Source organism: Microbulbifer flavimaris (assembly GCF_001641755.2).
GTDB lineage: Bacteria > Pseudomonadota > Gammaproteobacteria > Pseudomonadales > Cellvibrionaceae > Microbulbifer > Microbulbifer flavimaris.
Genome location: NZ_LRFG02000004.1, coordinates 293,785 through 312,767, shown reverse-complemented (window position 1 = coordinate 312,767; position 18,983 = coordinate 293,785). Strand labels below are relative to the sequence as shown.

General features: G+C 59.5%; 15 protein-coding genes. 9 read left to right on the top strand and 6 right to left on the bottom strand.

The features are described from left to right. Positions 1–80: 80 nt before the first annotated feature. From AWR36_RS12730 to AWR36_RS12720, 3 genes are all read right to left on the bottom strand, one after another. A protein-coding gene (locus tag AWR36_RS12730; RefSeq protein WP_231745324.1) for an IS3 family transposase occupies positions 81–1,306 on the bottom strand; the annotation gives its coding sequence in 2 pieces (ribosomal slippage) (positions 81–952 and positions 952–1,306; 1,227 coding nt in all). Positions 1,307–1,413: 107 nt separating this feature from the next. Then, complete coding sequence (locus AWR36_RS12725) at positions 1,414–3,489, bottom strand: M13 family metallopeptidase (RefSeq protein ID WP_067085517.1); 2,076 nt, start codon at positions 3,487–3,489, stop codon at positions 1,414–1,416. Positions 3,490–3,662: 173 nt separating this feature from the next. Then, positions 3,663–4,847, bottom strand: a complete 1,185-nt coding sequence (locus tag AWR36_RS12720) for a TonB family protein (protein WP_067085515.1) — start codon at positions 4,845–4,847, stop codon at positions 3,663–3,665. Positions 4,848–5,185: 338 nt separating this feature from the next. Here AWR36_RS12720 and AWR36_RS12715 point away from each other — a divergent pair, with 338 nt between their 5' ends. From AWR36_RS12715 to AWR36_RS12700, 4 genes are all read left to right on the top strand, one after another. Further along, positions 5,186–5,887 carry a cyclic nucleotide-binding domain-containing protein gene (locus tag AWR36_RS12715; RefSeq protein ID WP_067085513.1) on the top strand — a complete coding sequence of 234 codons (702 nt, stop codon included), beginning with the start codon at positions 5,186–5,188 and terminating at the stop codon, positions 5,885–5,887. A 216-nt stretch (positions 5,888–6,103) separates the two neighbouring features. Beyond that, complete coding sequence (locus tag AWR36_RS12710; protein WP_067085511.1) at positions 6,104–7,297, top strand: efflux RND transporter periplasmic adaptor subunit; 1,194 nt, start codon at positions 6,104–6,106, stop codon at positions 7,295–7,297. Next, positions 7,294–10,461: an efflux RND transporter permease subunit gene (locus AWR36_RS12705; RefSeq protein ID WP_067085509.1), complete on the top strand. Its 3,168-nt coding sequence runs from the start codon at positions 7,294–7,296 to the stop codon at positions 10,459–10,461. Before AWR36_RS12710 ends, AWR36_RS12705 begins: the two co-directional genes overlap by 4 nt. 159 nt (positions 10,462–10,620) lie before the next feature. After that, a complete protein-coding gene (locus AWR36_RS12700) occupies positions 10,621–11,544 on the top strand; it encodes a phosphoribulokinase (protein ID WP_197409269.1) in 924 nt (307 codons plus the stop codon). A gap of 131 nt (positions 11,545–11,675) precedes the next feature. Here the strand turns inward: AWR36_RS12700 and AWR36_RS12695 are convergent, their stop codons facing one another. Continuing rightward, complete coding sequence (locus AWR36_RS12695; protein WP_067104689.1) at positions 11,676–12,479, bottom strand: hypothetical protein; 804 nt, start codon at positions 12,477–12,479, stop codon at positions 11,676–11,678. 370 nt (positions 12,480–12,849) lie between these two features. On the opposite strand from AWR36_RS12695, the gene AWR36_RS12690 reads away from it, so the two are divergent. Beyond that, positions 12,850–13,497 carry a hypothetical protein gene (locus AWR36_RS12690; protein ID WP_141398535.1) on the top strand — a complete coding sequence of 216 codons (648 nt, stop codon included), beginning with the start codon at positions 12,850–12,852 and terminating at the stop codon, positions 13,495–13,497. Between the two features lie 29 nt (positions 13,498–13,526). Here the strand turns inward: AWR36_RS12690 and AWR36_RS12685 are convergent, their stop codons facing one another. Continuing rightward, positions 13,527–13,922: a hypothetical protein gene (locus tag AWR36_RS12685; RefSeq protein ID WP_067085505.1), complete on the bottom strand. Its 396-nt coding sequence runs from the start codon at positions 13,920–13,922 to the stop codon at positions 13,527–13,529. A 243-nt stretch (positions 13,923–14,165) separates the two neighbouring features. Here AWR36_RS12685 and AWR36_RS12680 point away from each other — a divergent pair, with 243 nt between their 5' ends. Both AWR36_RS12680 and AWR36_RS12675 read left to right on the top strand, forming a co-directional pair. Further along, entirely contained in the window at positions 14,166–14,618 is a 453-nt protein-coding gene (locus AWR36_RS12680; RefSeq protein WP_067085503.1) for a methylglyoxal synthase, read from the top strand. A gap of 187 nt (positions 14,619–14,805) precedes the next feature. Next, positions 14,806–15,228, top strand: coding sequence for an ExbD/TolR family protein (locus AWR36_RS12675; protein WP_067085501.1), 423 nt, complete (start codon positions 14,806–14,808; stop codon positions 15,226–15,228). 97 nt (positions 15,229–15,325) lie between these two features. Here the strand turns inward: AWR36_RS12675 and AWR36_RS12670 are convergent, their stop codons facing one another. Beyond that, positions 15,326–16,108, bottom strand: coding sequence for a tryptophan 2,3-dioxygenase (locus tag AWR36_RS12670; protein ID WP_067085499.1), 783 nt, complete (start codon positions 16,106–16,108; stop codon positions 15,326–15,328). A 129-nt stretch (positions 16,109–16,237) separates the two neighbouring features. Here AWR36_RS12670 and AWR36_RS12665 point away from each other — a divergent pair, with 129 nt between their 5' ends. Further along, a complete protein-coding gene (locus AWR36_RS12665; protein WP_067085497.1) occupies positions 16,238–17,485 on the top strand; it encodes a Zn-dependent hydrolase in 1,248 nt (415 codons plus the stop codon). A 72-nt stretch (positions 17,486–17,557) separates the two neighbouring features. Then, positions 17,558–18,475 carry a dimethylarginine dimethylaminohydrolase family protein gene (locus tag AWR36_RS12660; protein ID WP_067085495.1) on the top strand — a complete coding sequence of 306 codons (918 nt, stop codon included), beginning with the start codon at positions 17,558–17,560 and terminating at the stop codon, positions 18,473–18,475. Positions 18,476–18,983 lie beyond the last annotated feature (508 nt).

Sequence of the window (18,983 nt, the reverse complement as noted above, 5' to 3'; positions counted from 1 at the left end):
GTGGTACTGAATCCCGGCGATGACCCCGTATGCCGATGCTGCACGGGTGTCCCGTCCTAAAATACGTTGACGGTTTTCAACTAAGCCAGCTCGGTGATCGAGCTGGCTTTTTTGCGCACAGATTCCGGCGTTTGCATGCCGAGGCTCAGGTGCGGCCGCAAGTGGTTATAGGCGTAAATGGATTCCTTAAGCAAGGCTTTCAGCTCCGCATACGTGCGGCAGCGCACCGTGAGGAACTCCTGCTTTAGGATACCGTTCACCCTCTCGGCCAGTGCGTTCTGGTAGCAATCGTAGCCATCAGTCATGGAGGGCCTTATCCCGCTCTTGCTCAATTCCCGTTGATAAAGCCCCGAACAGTACTGCACGCCTCGATCCGAGTGGTGGATTAGCGAACCCGATGCACATCGGGCTTTCACTGCTCTCTGTAAGGCCTTCACCGTATCTTCAGCTCGCATCTGATGACTCAGCTCATACCCCATAATCTTCCGTGAGCCGGCATCCGTGACCAGAGACAGATAATGAACGCCCTCGTCACTTTCGACATAGGTGATATCGCTTACAAATACCTGTTCTGCCCGTTTAACAGACATCCCTGCCAGCAGGTTTGGGTGCTTTTTCAGCCAGTGACGGCTATCTGTCGTCTTGGTATAGCGGCGTTTCGGCTGAATCAGCAAGCGACGCTCCCGCAGGAAGTCGAACAAACCGTCACGGCCAAGCTTGATACCGGATGCCTGCAGCCGTGGCTCAAGCAGGTAATACAGCTTCCGAGTCCCCAGGCGTGGCAGGCGGCGTCGGACCTCCCGTACCCAGTCTTCCACTGGCGCCAGCGTCTGCTGCCTCCGCGCATGGCGCTGGAGACGTTGATAGATCGCCTGGGGACTGATGCCATAAAGGCGACAGCTGCGCGCTAACGGCACTACTTTTTGGGCTTGAGCCTGTCGGGCAACTCGGATAAATACTTTTTTCGCAGTGACCCTCCATATTCCTGATCGATGATTTCCATCATCTTTTCCATCAGGTACTGGCGGTCTTCAGCGTCCTTGAGCTGCCGCTCGAGTCGCTTGATGGTCTGTGCCGGGGTTTCTGACTGCTTGGACATTGGTGAGCTCCTGGCTTGGGTCCAGTCCAACTTACCATGCTTCCGGAGCCACACCAGCACGGTACTTCGCCCCTGGATGCCGTACTTGGCCTGGGCCTGCTTATAGGTCAGGTCGCCTTTTTCCACCTCATTGACCACCGCCAATTTAAAGCCCAAGGTGTAATCGCGCTGGGTGCGCTTTGAGGGGGTATGTGAAGAGTCGTCCATCAATAGGTCCTCAATGTATCAACCTATTTCAGGACGGGACAGGGATTATAAAAAAAGCCCCGCGCAGCGGGGCTTTTTTACTTTTGCTGTGACGCTAGCTACCGGATTTACCAGATCACTACACGCTCTTCCTCCGGCAGGTACATCGCGTCACCTTCCTTCACATCGAATGCCGAGTAGAAAGCGTCGATGTTTGGCACAACACCCTTCACCCGGTACTCGCCCGGAGAGTGGGGGCCTGTCTTGAGTTGTGTGCTCAGGGCATCCTCGCGGAATTTACCGCGCCATACCTGGGCCCAGCCCATGAATACGCGCTGGTCACCGGTAAAGCCGTCGATCACCGGAGCTTCCTTGCCTTCAAGGGACATTTTGTAGGCCTTGTAGGCGATGCCGAGACCGGAGAGGTCGCCAATGTTTTCACCCAGGGTCAGCTTGCCATTGATGTGCTCGCCCTCAAGCGGCTCGAACGCATCATACTGTGCTACCAGTTTGCCGGTCAGCTGTTCGAAGTTGCTGCGGTCACTGTCGGTCCACCAGTTGTTGAGGTAACCCTTGCCGTCGTACTTGGAGCCCTTGTCATCGAAGCCGTGGCCGATCTCATGGCCGATCACGCCGCCGATGGCACCATAGTTGACTGCATCATCTGCCTCCAGATTGAAAAACGGCGGCTGCAGGATCGCCGCGGGGAATACAATCTCGTTCATCGGCGGGTTGTAATAGGCATTGACGATCTGGGGCGGCATGAACCATTCGCTGCGGTCGATGGGCTTGCCAAGCTTGCTGCGGTCATAGTCGTTGGCGAAGGCACGTCCCGCGAGTACATTGCCCACCAGGTCGTCAGCAGAGACTTGCAGCGCTGAGTAGTCACGCCACTCGTCCGGGTAGCCGATCTTGGTGGTGAAGTTGGCCAGCTTGTCCAGTGCCTGCTGCCGGGTCTCCTCACCCATCCAGGTCAGGGATTCGATGGAGTCGCGATAGGCGGCCTTCAGGTTGTTTACCAGTTCCAGCATGCGCGCCTTGGCTTCCGGCGGGAAGTGTTTTTCCACATAGCGCTTGCCCACCAGTTCACCGGCGGTGCCGCTGACGAAACGCACTCCGCGCTTCCAGCGAGGCTCCATTTCCTCAATGCCGCGCACTGCGGTGCCATAAAAATCGAAATTCGCCTGTGCCAGCTCACTGTGCATGTAGGGCGCCATGGAAGACAGCAGTTTGATCTTGAGGTAACGCTTCCAGGTGGCCAGATCGGTATCGCCGACGATCTCGCTGGCTGCTGCAAGGTAATCGGGCTGGCGGACGATCACGTTATCCAGTGTCTTGAGCTGGCCCTTTTCCAGGTAGATGTCCCAGTCGATGACCGGCATCAGCTCGGCCAGTTCTTCAATGGACTTCTTGTTGTAGGTCTTGTCCGGATCGCGATTGTCGACGCGGTTCCACTGATGCTCTGCCAGTCGCTTCTCCAGTGCATACACGCTCTCAGCCATGGTCTCAGCGTCTGCGAGGCCGGCAATCTGTTGCATCTTGACCAGGAAGGTCATGTAAGCCTGCTGCAATTTCTGGCCGCGCTCACTATCGTCGAAATAGTAGTCGCGGTCGGGGAGTCCGAGACCCGCCTGGGTGAAGTAGGCAGTGTAGGACTCAACGTCTTTGACATCCTGGTTGATATAGACACCGAAAGGCGCGTCGTAACCGACGCTGTCAGCGTAGGCAAAATAAGCACTCAGCTCCTTCAGGTCGGAGATCGCATCGACTTTGGCGAGCTCCTCGGCCAGAGCCTCCATGCCGACCTGCTCGATCTTTTCTTCATTCATGAAGCTGTTATAGAGCGCACCGATTTTCTTGGCATCGGTGGTCTCTGCGTGCTGGCCGGCCTCTTCGATCAGCGCCTTCACGCGCTCGGTGCTGGTGTCTCGAAGCTGGTCAAAGACACCCCAGCGGGACTTGTCCGCTGGAATTTCTGTGTTCTTCATCCAGTTGCCGTTCACGTAAGAGAAGAAGTCATCCTGCGGGCGCACTGAGGTGTCCATGGCGGACAGGTCGATGCCGGATCCCAGTTCAGCGTTGGCCACGGTTTCGGTCATCTCAGCGGCGGGTTTGCTGGCGTCGTCTGCCATTTGCGGCGCTTCCGACTTGGAGCAACCGGCGATCACACCGGCGATGGCGAGGGGTAGCAGTAGTTTTTTCATAGCGATACGTCGTTGTTCGATGAATTATTGTCCTCCCGGATAGTACGCGGAGCGGATACAGATCGGCAACCTGGGGGCGGTGAGTGGTGTGGCGTGGGAGGTGAGCTGACCCATGCGGGGGAAACAAAAACCCCCGCGGAGGCGGGGGTTCTGGGGCTGGTGACTGTGTCTGGTCAGTCCGGTAGGCGGAAGGTGATCGGCACCGTGAACTGATAAGTGTCCTTCACCAGCTGAGGCGGAGCGGCGGGGTAGGGGCCGGCGCGCTCGACGGCTTCGCGGGCCTCGCGGTTGAGGCTGGCGTAGCGGGATTCCTGCACGGGCTGGACATCCCGGATACGGCCCTGTCCGTCGATGGAGACGTTCAGCCGCACGCTGCCCTCCTGGCCGCGCTCCTGGGCGCGCTTGGGGTAGCGAATGAACTTGTAGGTGTGGCGCAGCAACATGGAGTGGTAGATCTGGCGGGCCAGAATCATATCTGCAGTAAGCGGGGCCTCTTCCTCTTCTTCATACTCCGGTTCCGCCGGCGCACGTTGCGGCTGAGGGGTGCGCTGGGCCACAGGGGTGCTGGGCGCTGGCTTGCTGGGCGCGGGCTTGCTGGCCGCCGGTGTAGCCGTATTGCCAGTCGAAGCCAGTGAAGGTGGCGGTATCGCCGCATCGAGTTTGGGTTTGGACGGTGCCGGCTTGTCCACAGCCGGCGCTGCTGCGACCGCCGGTTTGCTCGGCTCCGGCGCCGGGGCTTCTACCTCGCTCCGGGCTTCTGCCATTGAGGTCGCCTCGGCGATCCTCTCCTGGCTCGGCTCCAGTAGCTCATAGCTGCCCAGCAAGCTGGAGTCCACATCGCCGCTCGCCAGCAACCCATCGCGGAAGTCGGTGGATGGAGGTACCGGTCCCACCCAGGCTCGCAGCAGGGTGTTGAAGAAATTGCGGTCCGCAATCCGGCCCAGCTCGACTCCGTTCAGGGAAACGGTCGTTAAACCGCTGTTGCCGTTGAAGGCAACACTCAGTTGGTCGCCTTTATAAAGACGGCCCTTGAACAGGTTGGCGAAGGTCACCATGTTCTCGGCCTGGCCGCTGAGGACATCGCCGGAGTTGTTGATGGCGATCCCTTCCATCCACTGGTTGCGGAAACGGCGGGCGGACAGGCCGTCGGCAATGACGCGCACTTCCAGCTTGCGGGTGGTGTTGTTGTCCAGCAGAACACTTGCGCTGTCTGCGAGGGTGTCGGAATAGACTGCGGCGATGTAGCGGTCTTTATTGAATTGCTGCTCTAGCGCGAGTCCGTTCAGTAGAGGTGCGGCTTGGGCAGAAAAGGCCGTAGCAAACACCATGAGGGCGATGAGAATTTTTATCGGTTTCATGGTTTTATGGGTTTCTTTTATTCCGGGCGGGATGTTCCGGCGGATAAGAATTTTGGCATTCCCCCTCCCCCGAGGTATGCCTACCAGATTTAAGTCCGTTAAACTCCCTGTTTGGGGGTTAAAAAATCTGGATACTGCCTAACTCTACTGTAAATGGAATGTAGTTCAACCCTGGAATGGGTAGAATGTCTCGTTTTTCTGAAAATGCCGGCAGCTAGGGAAGACAGCTGTCCCCCAGCCTCTAGAATATTCCGCTAGGGGACCTCTTTTTTTGCATTTGACCGTTCGGGATGGACCGGGTCAATCGCCGCAACCGACGATAAAGATATTAATACCGGATGGAAATTACACCGCTTAGTGCCTATCCGCGGGATGCCGTGGACCGCCTGTTAAATGTCATTCATTTGTTTCGTGACATTCGTGCCAGCAGTGAGTGGCAATATGATGTGCTGCTGAAACGATCCCAGCTCACCAGCCTCGCACCGGGAGAAAAGCTGCTGGGCGTGGGAGACGTGGATCAGTGGGTCTATTTCCTGTTGCGGGGGGACCTGCAGGTGCACGTGGCGTCGGTGGACGGTGGTACCGCCGGTCGTCCCCTGGCCACTATTCGCCCGGGTGAGCTTTTCGGGGACCTGGCCATGCTGCTGGCAGAGCCCCGCAGTGCCGATGTGGTCGCCGCACCCACCAGCCGTGACACACAGGTGTTGGGGGTGGACTGCACCCTGTTCGCTGACCTGGAGGACTTCTCCCTCCTGCACCTGCCCACCAAGCTGGTGTTCTACCGCAATATGGTGCATTCGTTGCGCTGGAAGCTGGAGGTCTACCGTTCCAAGTACCCCTCCCACGAACTGGCCAACAGCCATCGAAAGCTGAAGCTGTACACCGGGCCAAAGAACAGCCGGGACGAGCTGCTGGCCCTGGCGGACCAGGCCCGCGCCCTTGCCCGGATCCTGCTGGATTGGAACGCCGAATTCGGCAGTGGTGACCTGGTGGACGAAAAGTCAGATATGTCGGATTTCCTCGAGTCCATGCTCTCCTGATCGGTCACCCTTCCCCTGATCTTCCCGGGGGCCGTCTGTCCGGCCCCTCAGCCCCTGCAAATCTTTACCGATTTCGGTTTCAGTTAGCATTTGTCAACGGCGCTGGTCACAATGCGGCGCTACAATCTGCTGCTCGCGTTTGCGCGTATTCAGCACAGGCTTATGCTCTGTCCTATTGAAGGTTTGAAGGTTTGAAGGTTTGAAGGTTTCCCTCCTATGAATGTCTTTGCGAGTTTCTGGCAACAGCGAAATTACCGAATCGCCACCATCGTGGCGCTGATCGCCCTGCTTTGGCTGATCAGTGGGGTGATTTCACCCGACAACACCGGAGGGGAGAGCGAGCGCAGCGCGGGCGAGGCGAGTGCCGGGGCCGAGTCGCTGGTGGTGCAGGCGCGCCGCCTGCGTGCGCAGCCTTATACGACCCGGGTGGTTGTCAACGGGCATACCGAGGCCAATCGCACGGTACAGCTGCGAGCGGAGCTGGATGGTGTCATCTCCTCGTTGCCGGTGGCCGAGGGGCGGGCGGTGCGCCAGGGTGATGTTATCTGTCGCATTGAGGCGGAAGACCGCCCGGAGCGTCTGGAGCAGGCGAAGGCGGCTCTGCGCAAGGCCGAGCTGGACTATGCCGGCGCTCAGAAGCTGCGGCAAAAGGGCCTGCAGTCGGAGACGGACATCGCCCAGCGCACCGTTGCCCTCGCCAATGCACGGGCTGACTACAAACGTGCCCTCGTAGCTGTTGAGAATCTCGAAATCACAGCCCCCTTCGACGGGGTGGTGAACCACCGGGCAGTGGAGCTCGGCGACTTTATTCGCCGCGGAGAGCAGTGTGCCACGCTGCTGGACCTGGACCCGGTGCTGGTGGTCGGGGAAGTCTCCGAGTCCCAGGTGGGTAAATTGATTCCCGGCGCACCGGCCAGTGCCCAGCTGCGCCAGGGGCAGCGGGTTCAGGGTGAATTGCGCTACGTGAGCCAGGAAGCGCACGATGTGACCCGGGCCTACCGGGTGGAAGTGGCGGTGGACAACAGCGGCGGCGAGTTGCGCGGCGGCCTCAGCGGCCAGCTGGCTCTGCCCACTGGTGAAGTGGATGCCCATCGGATCAATGCATCCCTGCTGACCCTCGACGATCGCGGCGACCTGGGTGTGCGCATTCTGGATGAAGAAAACCGGGTGCAGTTCCGCAATGTGACGCTGGTGGGCGATGGCGACGCCGGAGTCTGGGTGACCGGCCTGCCGAATCCGGTGGTCCTGATCACTGTCGGCCAGGAATATGTCACCGCAGGGGAAAGGGTGCAGGTGGAGATGGAGGAGGGTGCTGGCGACCTGCCGCCGCCGAGTCAGGCAGGTGACGTAGCGGAAGGCCAGCCCGTGGCGGAGCACTCCGGCGCAGCGGCGCAGGGTGAACCGCAATGAAAATACTCCAGACCGCGGTAGACAGGGCCCGCAGCACCATCAGTTTTATGCTGCTGGTGGTGCTGATCGGCATTGTCGCCCGCAGCATGATGACCATCGAGACCAACCCGGAAGTGAACCCGCCGTTCGTGATTGTGCAGGTGCGGCACGAGGGCATCTCGCCCGAAGACGGCGTGCGCCTGCTGGTTCGGCCCCTGGAGCAGGAAATCCGCTCCATCGAAGGTGTGGTGGAAACGATTGCCACCGCACGGGAGTCGCTGGCGTACGTAGTGGTGGAATTCGATGCGGCCGTCGATGTGGATGAGGCGGTGGATGAGGTGCGCAACGCGGTGGATCGCGCCAAGGCCGAATTGCCGCGAGATGCGGATGAGCCGATCGTCGAGGAGGCCGCAGCGCAGCCTTTCCCGGCTATCGTTGTCACCCTTGCCGGCGAGCAGCTGGGCGAGCGGGTACTGCTACAGAGCGCGCAGTTCCTGCAGCGCAAGATCGAGAATATTCCCGAGGTGCTCAGTGCCGACATCCAGGGCAACCGCGAGGAGGTGGTGGAAGCCACCATCGATCCGGTGCGCCTGGAGCACTACCAGATCACCAGCAATCAGCTGATCAGCGCGATCACCGGCAATAACCTGCTGATTCCCGCCGGTGAGCTGGAGATGGAGAGTGGCCGTTTCTCGGTCAAGGTGCCGGGGCTGATCGAGACCGCCGGCGACGTCTACGGCATCCCCATCAAGGCCTCCGAGGACGGAGTGGTGACGCTCTCGGATGTGACCGATATTCGCCGTACCTTCAAGGACGCGTCCAGCTACACCAGCGTGAACAGTCGCCAGGGACTGGCAATCAATGTGGAGAAACGCAACGACGCCAGCTCAGTGCAGCTGGCGGACGCGGTACGGGAAGTGGTGTTGGCTGAGCGCGAGAGCCTGCCACGTGGCGTGGAGCTGAATTTCGTTTTCGACCAGTCCAACTTCGCGCGGGATATGGTCAGTGAAATGCAGGGCAATATCCTCACCGCAATGCTGCTGGTGATGATTATCGTGGTGGCTGCCCTGGGTTTCCGCTCCGGTATGCTGGTGGGGCTTGGTATCCCGTTTTCCCTGTTGTTCGGTTCCATCATTACCTGGTACCTGGGTTACTCGTTCAACTTCATGGTGATGTTCGGCATGCTGCTGGCGCTTGGTATGTTGATCGATGGCTCCATCGTGATTACCGAATATGCGGACCGCAAAATGGCCGAGGGGATGTCTGCGCGGGTGGCCTATACCCTGTCGGTGCGGCGTATGTTCTGGCCAGTGCTGGCGTCCACCGGCACCACGCTGGCAGCCTTCCTGCCCATCATGTTCTGGCCGGGTGTGGTCGGTGAGTTTATGCGTTACCTACCGGTGACGGTATTCTCGGTGCTGGCGGGTTCATTGCTTTACGCGTTGTTCTTTGCACCGGTACTGGGATCCCTGTTTGGCAAGGGCAGCCTCGATACGGCCGCACAGGACTATCTCAAGCAACTGGAGAGCGGCGAACCCACAACCCTTTCCGGTATCACCGGTTGGTACGCGCGGCTGCTGAAGGCCGTTGTGCAGCGGCCAATCACGGCCTTCGCCACCACACTGGTTCTGCTGTTCGGCATTTTTGTCGGTTTCGGCCGTTTCGGTGCCGGGGTGGAGTTCTTCACCGATACCGAAGAACAGTACGGCAACGTGGAAGTACGGGCCCAGGGCAACCTGTCCGTGGTGGAAAAACGCGAGCTGGTGGCCCAGGTGGAGGGGGAGATCCTGGCGGTGCCGGAAGTGCGGGTCGCCTATACCGCCATCGGCACCAGTGGACTGTCCGGGAACCGCGATCGCGCGCCGGACCAGATTGCCAATATTCTGGTTGAGTTGATCCCGGCCAAGGAACGCGAGCGCCGCAGCGGCGATATCTTTGCGGACCTGCGGGCACGCACCGCGCATTTCCCCGGCATCAAAGTGACCGCCAACGAGTTCGAGGGCGGACCGCCCATCGGTAAGGACATTGTCCTGGAGTTGCGCGGGCAGGATTACGACGCACTGCTGGCCGAGACACGACGCCTGCATCGGGCGCTGGAAAACCAGTTTGAAGGCCTGCGGGATATCACCACCACTGCGCCGCTACCCGGAATCCAGTGGGAGGTGAAAGTGGATCGCTCAAAGGCGGCGCTGTACGGGGCTGATCTCACCGAAGTGGGGCGCGCAGTGCAGCTGGTTACCAATGGCGTGCGGGTTGCTGAGTATCGCCCTGATGATAGCGACGAGGAAGTGGATATCCGTATCCGCTACCCCGAGACTGCCCGGGGCATCGCCGCACTGGACCAGTTGAAAGTCAACACCGCCGGCGGTGCCGTGCCTGTCAGCAGCTTTGTCCGTACCGAGGCCCATCCAAAGGTAGACAAGATTGAGCGTATTGATGGCATTACCCGCATGCAGGTCAAGGCGGATGCTCAGGAGGGTGTTTTGCCGGATGACAAGGTGCGAGAGATCCGTGCCTGGCTGGCAGAAAACCCGGTGGACAGTCGGGTGGAGCTGCTGTTCCGCGGTGCTGATGAGGAGCAAAATGAATCTCTGAGCTTCCTGGCCATCGCCTTCCTGCTGTCGCTGTTTCTGATGTACATCCTTCTGGTGACCCAGTTCAACAGTTTCTACCAGTCACTACTGATCCTGTCGTCGGTGGTGATGTCGACCCTTGGTGTGATGCTGGGGCTGTTGATTACCCAGAGCACATTCAGTGTGATCATGACCGGTGTGGGCATTGTGGCGCTGGCGGGTATCGTAGTGAACAACAACATTGTTCTGATCGATACCTACAACTACGTGCGCAAGAGTGAGCCGACTCTCTCTTCCGCGGCCGCTGCGGTAAAAGCCTCCGCACAGCGGCTGCGACCGGTGTTTCTCACCACGGCAACCACCATACTCGGCCTGCTGCCCCTCGCTCTGGGCGTCAGCGTGGATATGGTCGGCCGCGAGGTGGTCATTGGCGGGGTAGTCGCATCGTTCTGGGTCAAACTGGCCAGCGCCATCGTCTATGGCCTGACCTTCTCCACGGTGCTGACACTGGTGGTTACGCCGGTCATGCTGGTGCTACCGGGCCGGGTGCGGGAGCTCTTCAGCGGTCTGCTGCCACCCAGAATCCGTGGCGCGCAGTGGGGGGAGGGTTGATACTCAGTCCCCGTTCACAGGGCTGGAACGGAAAGTGCATTTCTTTCAATGCTCCGGGGCGGCGGGAGGAGCCGAGGTAGTGTATACCTGGTGAAAGCCGGTGGCCCCGAGTCCTTGAGGAAGTTTTTACTGGGCGGGACCATTGGAAAGGGAGTGGCAATGACATCCAGCTGGCCGCAGGCAACCCGGGAGCGGGCGAGTGCACTTCGGAAAACCCTGGCGGCACCTATCACCGACTTTGTGGCGGAGCGGCAATTGCCGCCCGCGTTCCATCAGGGCATCGACAACTACCTGCTGCCGCTCGCCGTATGGCTCGCTGACCAGCGAGAGGACGGGCGCACGCTGGTCGTGGGCCTGTGTGGAGGCCAGGGCTCGGGCAAGTCGACGCTGACCGCATTCCTGAATCTGGTATGGACACATATGGGGATTCGCAGTGCCGGTTTCTCCCTGGACGATATTTACCTCACCCGTGCCGATCGACTGCAACTGGCGCAGCGCGTGCATCCCTTGCTCGCAACCCGCGGCGTGCCCGGCACTCACGATGTGGCGCTGGGTATCGAGACTATCGAGCGACTCTGCCATAGCGCCGGTGCCGATAACACCCGGATTCCCCGCTTCGACAAATCCACGGATGACCGCGTGCCGGTGAACTCCTGGAGTAGCCATCATGGTCCTGTCGATATCCTCCTTTTCGAGGGGTGGTGCGTGGGAGCCACACCCTGGCAGGAGGGGGAAGAGCCTATCAATCGGCTCGAGCGCTGCGAGGATGCGGATGGCCGCTGGCGAGACTATATCAACCGCCAGCTGCAGGGGCCTTACCGGCAATTATTTGCCAGGCTCGACATACTGGTGATGTTGAAAGTTCCTGATATGGATTGTGTGGTGGCCTGGCGCACGCAGCAGGAGCACCAGCTTCGCGCATCCAAGGGGGGGGGAATGTCGGATGCGGAGATCGAGCGTTTCGTGCAGCACTACGAGCGGATTACCCGCAACCTGCTCAAGGAGATGCCCGGTCGCGCCGATTGTGTGCTGGAGCTGGCCCGGGACCACAGCATCGCGGGGCTGCAGCTCAATTCACCCTGAACATTGATTGCGTGCCGCGGCTGTTATTGGCCCGGCGTTCAGCAAACTCGTGAACAACGAAAAACCCCGGCAAAAGCCGGGGTTTGACGCGATGCGGGACTGGGGAGCTTCCGCCCCCCGGTTCCGACAGCTTACTTCGCCTTCGGCGGGCGGCCGCGGCGGGCAGCGGTCTTCTTGGCTGCAGCTTTCTTCGGGCGACCTGGAGACTTCTTGGCCTTGGTCTTGGTGGCTGCCTTCTTCGGGCGACCCGGAGATTTCTTGGCGCCAGTCTTGGTGGCCGCTTTCTTTGGCCGGCCGGGCTTCTTCTTGGCAGTTGCCTTCTTGGCCTTTGCCTTGGCTTTCTTGGCAGCGGCAGCGGCCTTTTTCTTAGCAGCAGCAGCTTTCTTCTTCTCTGCGGCGGCTTTCTTCTTGGCAGCAGCGGCAGCTTTCTTCTTCTCTGCAGCGGCCTTCTTCTTGGCGGCAGCGGCAGCCTTCTTGGCTTCGGCAGCGGCCTTCTTCTTGGCCTCGGCCGCCAGTTTCTTGGCTACGGCTGCCTCTTCCTTGGCAATTGACTTGGCGACTTTGGCCGCCAGCTTGTTGTCGGCCTTGATAGTGGCAAGCTGTTCTTTTGCTTCCTTGGCCGCGGCCTTGGCATTGTCGGCAGCTTTTTTAGCTGCGTTGGCAGCAGTCACAGCGGACTTCAGCTGGCGCTGCTGAGCCGGAGTCTTCTTCTTCGCGCGGGTAGCTTTTACCTTGGCTGCTGCCTTCTTGGCTTTATCCGCAGCTTTGGCGGCATCCTTTGCCAGCTTGTCGGCGCTCTTGGCCGCGTCTTTTTCCTGTTTCTCGCGGGCTTTCTCCAGCTGGCCTTTCAGCTTGCTGAGTTCAGCTTCCAGCTTAGCAATGGGGCTTACCTTCGCCGCAGCCTTTTTGGCAGTGGCCTTTTTCTTTGCAGCCATAAAATATCCCTGTCTTTAAGTATTGTTGTAACTATGAAAAGAAAAATAATCGAAGCACAGAAAACATCGCGCTAATTGCAGCTTATTTATATACTCAATTGCAAGTTTTTCAGGGTATTTTTGCCAGTCTATGACCAGGATTAAGGGATTTTTTACTTTCGCAGCTTTTATTTGGCTGTGGGGATGCGGCATTTGGGCGCTTTATCAATATTTTACCAGCGGTGAATTTGCCTGGTTCGGGGTACTCATCAATGCCTGGGCAATGCCTGTGTGGATGGTGTTACGCTTTTTCAGGTCGGGGCAGTTTGCCGGTGAGCAGTGGGAGCCGAAAGCTTTTGCAATGTTACTGGTGGGGCTGGGAATAGCGCTGTTGACCGCGAGTGAACAGAGCCTGCCGATGCAGCTCACCATCTATAACCTTTTTATCGTGCTCGTCTACCTGTTTCACTGGAGCGCCGTCAGTCACCCGCCGATGCCGCCTCTGGATCAGCTGTTTCCACCACTGTCATTGAGTGGTAGCCAGACCTGGCCAATTGCGGACCTGGCCGGGAAAAGCCAAGCCGACGATACTGATGAGGCTAGCGACGGGAAGGGCGGTTATCTGCTGGTGATGCTGCGCGGGACTTTCTGTGCAGACAGCCGCGCGCAGGTCGTTCAATTGGCGCATGCCCTGCCGGGACTGAAAAAGAGTGATGTGGAGCTGGTGCTGGTGAGTACCGAGCAGCCGGAGCACTGGCACCATTTGTGGCCGGGCGACAGTGAGCCGCAGGTGCTGCAGCTGGCGCCGACTGAGACGGCCAATACCGCCTTTATTGCACCGGCGGGAGTGCCAATCTGGCTGCGCCTGTCGGGTCGCTTGCTGGGGATGCGGGCACCACGTAGTGGTGCAGCCTGTCGTCCCAGCGCCTGGCTGCTGGACGACGAAGGCTATGTGGTCTGGCGTCACCTGCCGACGAACTATCGCATGCCCGGTAGCGGGGAGTTTCTCTGTGGGCAGGTTTCGCGCCTCGAGGACTGAGCGTCCTGCCCGGCGCTATCAGGGAGCACTCAAAGGGGGCCGTAGGGAAGATAGCGATTGTCGGAGTTCTGTCGTATCCACAGCAGCTGTTCTTTGTTCAGTGGCTGCTGCCGGCGACGCAGGGCTTTGGCAAGGGGAATAACCGCAGATTCTGCCCCGGCGTCCCACCCCGGCAGTTGTGCCTCAGCGAGGGTGAAGAAGCGGATCAGTTGCCAGATCTCTGACTCCTGCCAGGCTTCACTCTCGTCCAGCCAGTGCTGAACGGGAAGGCGAATCAGCTGTGAGGCCGAGCGGTCCTCGGCGGCCAGGGCGTCGTGCAGAGATTTTCCGGACTCCACTGCCGAAATGAAGCGTTGCAGTTGTTCGCGATCGATTTCCGCCTTGGCAGTCGTCGGTTGCTCGGGTTCCCAGGCTCCAACACTCATCGTGATTCCTTACTTCTTTATAGGGGTTACTGTTCGCTCCATTATAAAGGCGGCGCCCGGGCAGCGCAGTATCTGTCGCTGGCGGGGCGTCTCGTGGCTCTGAGATGGACGGGGCTGCCCGGCGCTGTCAGGCGCTAATAAGGTCCGCCCGGTCGCTCCTCCCCCGGGGGGCGCTTGTCATCGCCGGGGGAAACTGCATCAATAGGGCAATATTGAGCAGGCCTGATGCCTAACGGGGAGTCCATGCAGTTCATCTCAAAAACCATACCGGCCAGTAAGCGCGTCGCGCTGGTGGCCCACGACAACCGTAAAGGTGACCTGATTGAATGGTGCAGTCGCCACAAGCCGCTGCTGCAACAGCACCGCTTGCTGGGGACCGGTACCACGGGGACCCGGTTGGAGGCAGCCACGGGTCTCGAGGTTGAGAAGTTGTTGAGCGGTCCACTGGGAGGTGACCAGCAGATCGGCGCCCAGATCGCAGAGGGCCGGATTGACCTGCTGGTCTTTTTCTGGGACCCCTTTGAGCCCATGCCCCATGATCCGGACGTCAAGGCGCTGCTGCGCATCGCTGCGGTGTGGAACATCCCGGTCGCCTGCAACTCCGCCAGTGCCGATATGATGATCCAGTCGACCCTGATGGGCAGTGACTTCGACCGGCCGGTGCCGGATTATGCGGGCTACCTGGCGGGTCGCTAGCATGCCTGGCGCCTGCCTAAATAGTGAGCAGTGCGAGGCTAGGCCCTTGTAACTTCTTGATTTATAAGGGGGATTGTTCCGTTTGACAGGTTTCACTTGCAAAGCGGGCAATTTCGCGGCAATCTTGCCCACCTGATTAGACCGGTCAATCCGGCGCCATTCGCATTAGATAACTGTACGGTGTTTTATGAGTAGACGACGCGGTAAGGCCGTAGAAGAGGAAAAGGCCGACATCGACCTGACGCCCATGCTGGACGTTGTGTTCATCATGCTGATCTTCTTTATCGTGACGGCTTCCTTTGTTAAGGAGAAGGCGCTGGATGTCAACGTGCCGGATCCGGACAAGCAGACTGAAATTCCGCCGGATCCCGACAAGCAGAATATTCTGCTGACCGTCAACGCCAACGACGAGATCTTTATGGCCCAGAGCCGTATCGATACCCGCGCAGTACGGGCCCGTATCGCCCAGCTTTACGCGGAAAACCCGCAGGCGATCGTCATTGTGCGCGCGCACAACAAGTCCAGCGCGGACACCTATGTGCAGATCGCCGATGCTGCGCAAGAGGTGAGCCCGGGGATCCAGGTTTCCCTGGTGCCTTTCGAAGAGTAATCTTCGCTTCGCCCCCGGCGAACAAAAAAGCCAGCTTCAAGCTGGCTTTTTTTATGCCTGTTTGAAGGGGCCGCAGCGGCCCCGGCTGACTTCCGCATCAGAATTCGGAGCGAATCGCCCACAAATCGGGGAATACGGGGCGGAACAGGGTGCTCTGCAGGTAGCCAACACCGGTGGAACCGCCAGTACCCATCTTGCTGCCGATGGTTCTTTCCACCATCTTCACGTGCCGGTAGCGCCACTGCTGCAATGACGTATCGATGTCCACCAGAGCCTCGCAGATTTCGCTCACCAGCGGATCGTTGCGGTAGATGTCGATCAGCACATGCTGGACCGCCTTTGAGGGCTCGGCGACCTGAGTATAGTCCCGGTTGAGCACATTGCCCGGGATCTCGTGCCCCTGGCCGGCGAGGAATTTCAGGAAGGCGTCCCAGAGGGTGGGGCTCTCCAGGCGCTTTTGCAGTCGCTGGTGATGCTCGGAGCCCGCCGGGTAATTTTCCAGCTTCTTTGCGTCTTTGGCGCCGTAGAGGAACTCCAGCTCACGGAACTGGTAGGACTGGAAGCCGCTGGCGGTGGAGAGCCGATCACGGAATGACATGAATTCCAGAGGCGTCAGGGTCTCGAGGATGTCCACCTGCTGAATCAGGGTGCGATAGATGGCGTCCACCCGCTTCAGTGTGTGCAGGGCCCGGTTCTGTTCACCCTGGTTGAACAGGCGGATCAGGAAGTCGAGTTCGTGCAGCAGCTGCTTGAACCACAGCTCGTAGCTCTGGTGAATGGTGATAAACAGCAATTCATCGTGCTCCGGGCCCTCGGAGAGGGGGTGCTGGCACTTGAGCAACTCGTCGACCTTGAGGTAAGAACTGTACGTAACGGTCATGAAATGAGAACACCTGGTTGAGTTTTGACCAGCCGCAAAATAATGCGCACTTTGCGGGGCGCGGATCAAAACTTAAATTGCGGAAAAAAGCTTAATATTGGCGGCATTATAAGGTCCGGAGCCTATCGAATGGAAAACACAGTAGAAAACCTGCGCATCGACGGCACCCGCCTGTGGGATAGCCTGATGGAGATGGCCCAGATCGGCGGTACCCCGGCCGGTGGCTGCAACCGTCAGGCGCTGACTGACGAGGACAAGCAGGGGCGTGACCTGTTTGCACGCTGGTGCCGCGAGATCGGTTGCGAAATTCGCGTAGACCGTATGGGCAATATCTTTGCCCGCCGTGCCGGAAGCGAGGATTTGCCCCCGGTCATCACCGGTTCTCACTTGGATACCCAGCCCACCGGCGGCAAGTTTGACGGAGTCTATGGCGTGCTGGCGGGTCTGGAGGTACTCCGTACCCTGGAGCAGAACAAGGTTACGACCAGGGCGCCGCTCGAAGTCGTGGTATGGACCAACGAGGAGGGCGCGCGTTTCTCACCGGCCATGATCGGTTCTGGTGTGTGGGCGGGCGAATTCAGCCTCGAGTATGGTCACGGTCGTGCCGACAAAGAGGGCAAAACCATCGGCAACGAGCTGGAGCGTATTGGCTACCTGGGCGATATGCCCGCAGAGCCGAAGCCGATCACGGCGGCCTTCGAGGCCCATATCGAGCAGGGCCCGATCCTGGAAAAGCAGGAGCAGGTGATCGGAGTAGTGACCGGTGTACAGGGCATCCGCTGGTACGACGTGACCTTCCACGGCACCCCCTGTCACGCGGGCCCGACCCCGATGGAGGATCGCCGCGATCCGGTGCAGGCGATGTCCCTGCTGTGCCAGAAACTTTATGCCGAAGTAAAAACATTTAGCGAGGACGCCCGCATGACCTGCGGTGACCTGCGCGCGGAGCCCGGCAGCCGCAACACCGTGCCGGAAAAAGTAGTGCTGGCCCTGGATCTACGCCACCCGCAGCCGGAAGGGCTGGAGCATCTGCACCAGAGCCTGCACCGGGTAGTAGAAGAAGTTCAGCAGGCCACGGGCACCACCATCGAGGTGCGTGACGAATGGCACTCCCCGCCGGTGGCCTTCAACGAGGATTGTATTGCCGCGGTGGACAAGGCGGTTAACGCGCTTGGCTACAGTCACCGGAAAATGGTTTCCGGTGCCGGTCACGATTCCGTTTATGTCTCCCGGGTGGCGCCCGTCTCGATGATTTTCGTGCCCTGTGCCGGAGGGCTCTCTCACAATGAGGCGGAGTCAGCGGAAGCAGAGCACCTGGAGGCGGGCGGTAACGTGCTGCTGCAGGCCATGCTGGATCGCGCGGGCATTGCCAGCTGATCCTCACCATAAAACGAGATACGGCCGGCAACCTGACGAGCTGCCGGACAAGCAACTATTGGAAGTGAAGTCATGAGCGAATTTGTCATGCGTCGCCGCGAAGACAACGGTGGCACCAAGCCTCTGGAAAAGTGGGGCATGGACTCCGAGTACGGTCCGCTGCGGGAAGTGTTGATTGGGCCGGTGGACAACTATAGCTGGCGCACCGGTAATTCCAGCTCGCGCCGTGCGGTGCGCCTGGGTATGAAGTTTGATCACAAGGTCGCGGCGGCCCAGCATGCAGAGATGCTTGACGCCTATCGTCACGCCGGGGTGAACACGCACCTGATTCCCGCTGACAGCACGCTGCCGTATCAAATTTATGGCCGCGACTCCTCGGTAATGACGCCCTGGGGCCCGATCGTGACACAGATGTACAGCCCGTGGCGCCGCGGTGAGTGGGCACCCATCGTGAAAAAGTACATGGAGCTGGATATTCCGCTGTACGACATCATCACCGCCGGTTCCCTGGAGGGTGGCGATTTCATGGTGCTGGAGCCGGGCGTCATCCTGTGCGGCTATTCCGGTGAGCGCACCAGCCCGCAGGGCTTCGAGCAGATGAAGGGCTGGATCGAGAAGGAAGGCTGGGAGGTGAAAGGCTACCAGTTCGATCCCTTCTTCCTGCACATCGACGTGATGGTCGCGATGCTGGCGGAGAAGCTCGCTGCGATCTGTATTGACGCGGTTGAGCCCGAGCTGGTGCAGTGGTTCCGTGATCGCAATATCGAAATCATCGATATTCCCTTCCCGCAGGTACTGGAGCTGGGCGTCAACGTGGTGGCGCTGGGTAACGACCGGGTGATGCTGCCAAAGGCCAACAAGGGCCTGGCAGAGAAATGTCGCGCCCATGGCCTGGAGGTGATCGATCCGGATATTTCCATGATCACGCCGGGCGGCGGTGGTGTGCACTGCATGTGCCAGCCGCTGCGCAGGGACTTTGTCGGCAAGTAAATAACGTGGGCCTCGCTTCATTCAGCAAACTCTTAGCGAGAAGCGAAGGCGAGGTGCCAGGGTGGGTATTTCAAACCGTCGGCGACAGGGACGTCGCCGACGGAGCGTACAGGGACGTATTCACAGCGTTTCGAAATGCCCACCCTGGTGCATTGCCGCCACCCGACTCAGCAACAGGGTGAAGGTGGGTTTGGCAATGATCTGAGGCGCCTTCGGGCGCCTTTTCTCTATGCTGGGTGTGGTGCTGCGCAAGTTGCAGCCTGAGTGGCGGCAAAGCACTGGGACGAGTCATTCGAAAACGCATGAATACGTCCCTGTAGCTCCGTCGGTGCCGTCCCTGGCACCGACGGTTTCGAATGACTCGTCCCAGCGCTTTACCTGCAATTCCGACTGCTTTGCCCTGTAGTTGGCCATGGTCTGGCTGAAGTTAAGGGGTGTCACCCAATCTGAGCGATTCGGAACTGCCAATACCAGTCAGAGCCGCTACCATGGGGCTATCCACGGCGGC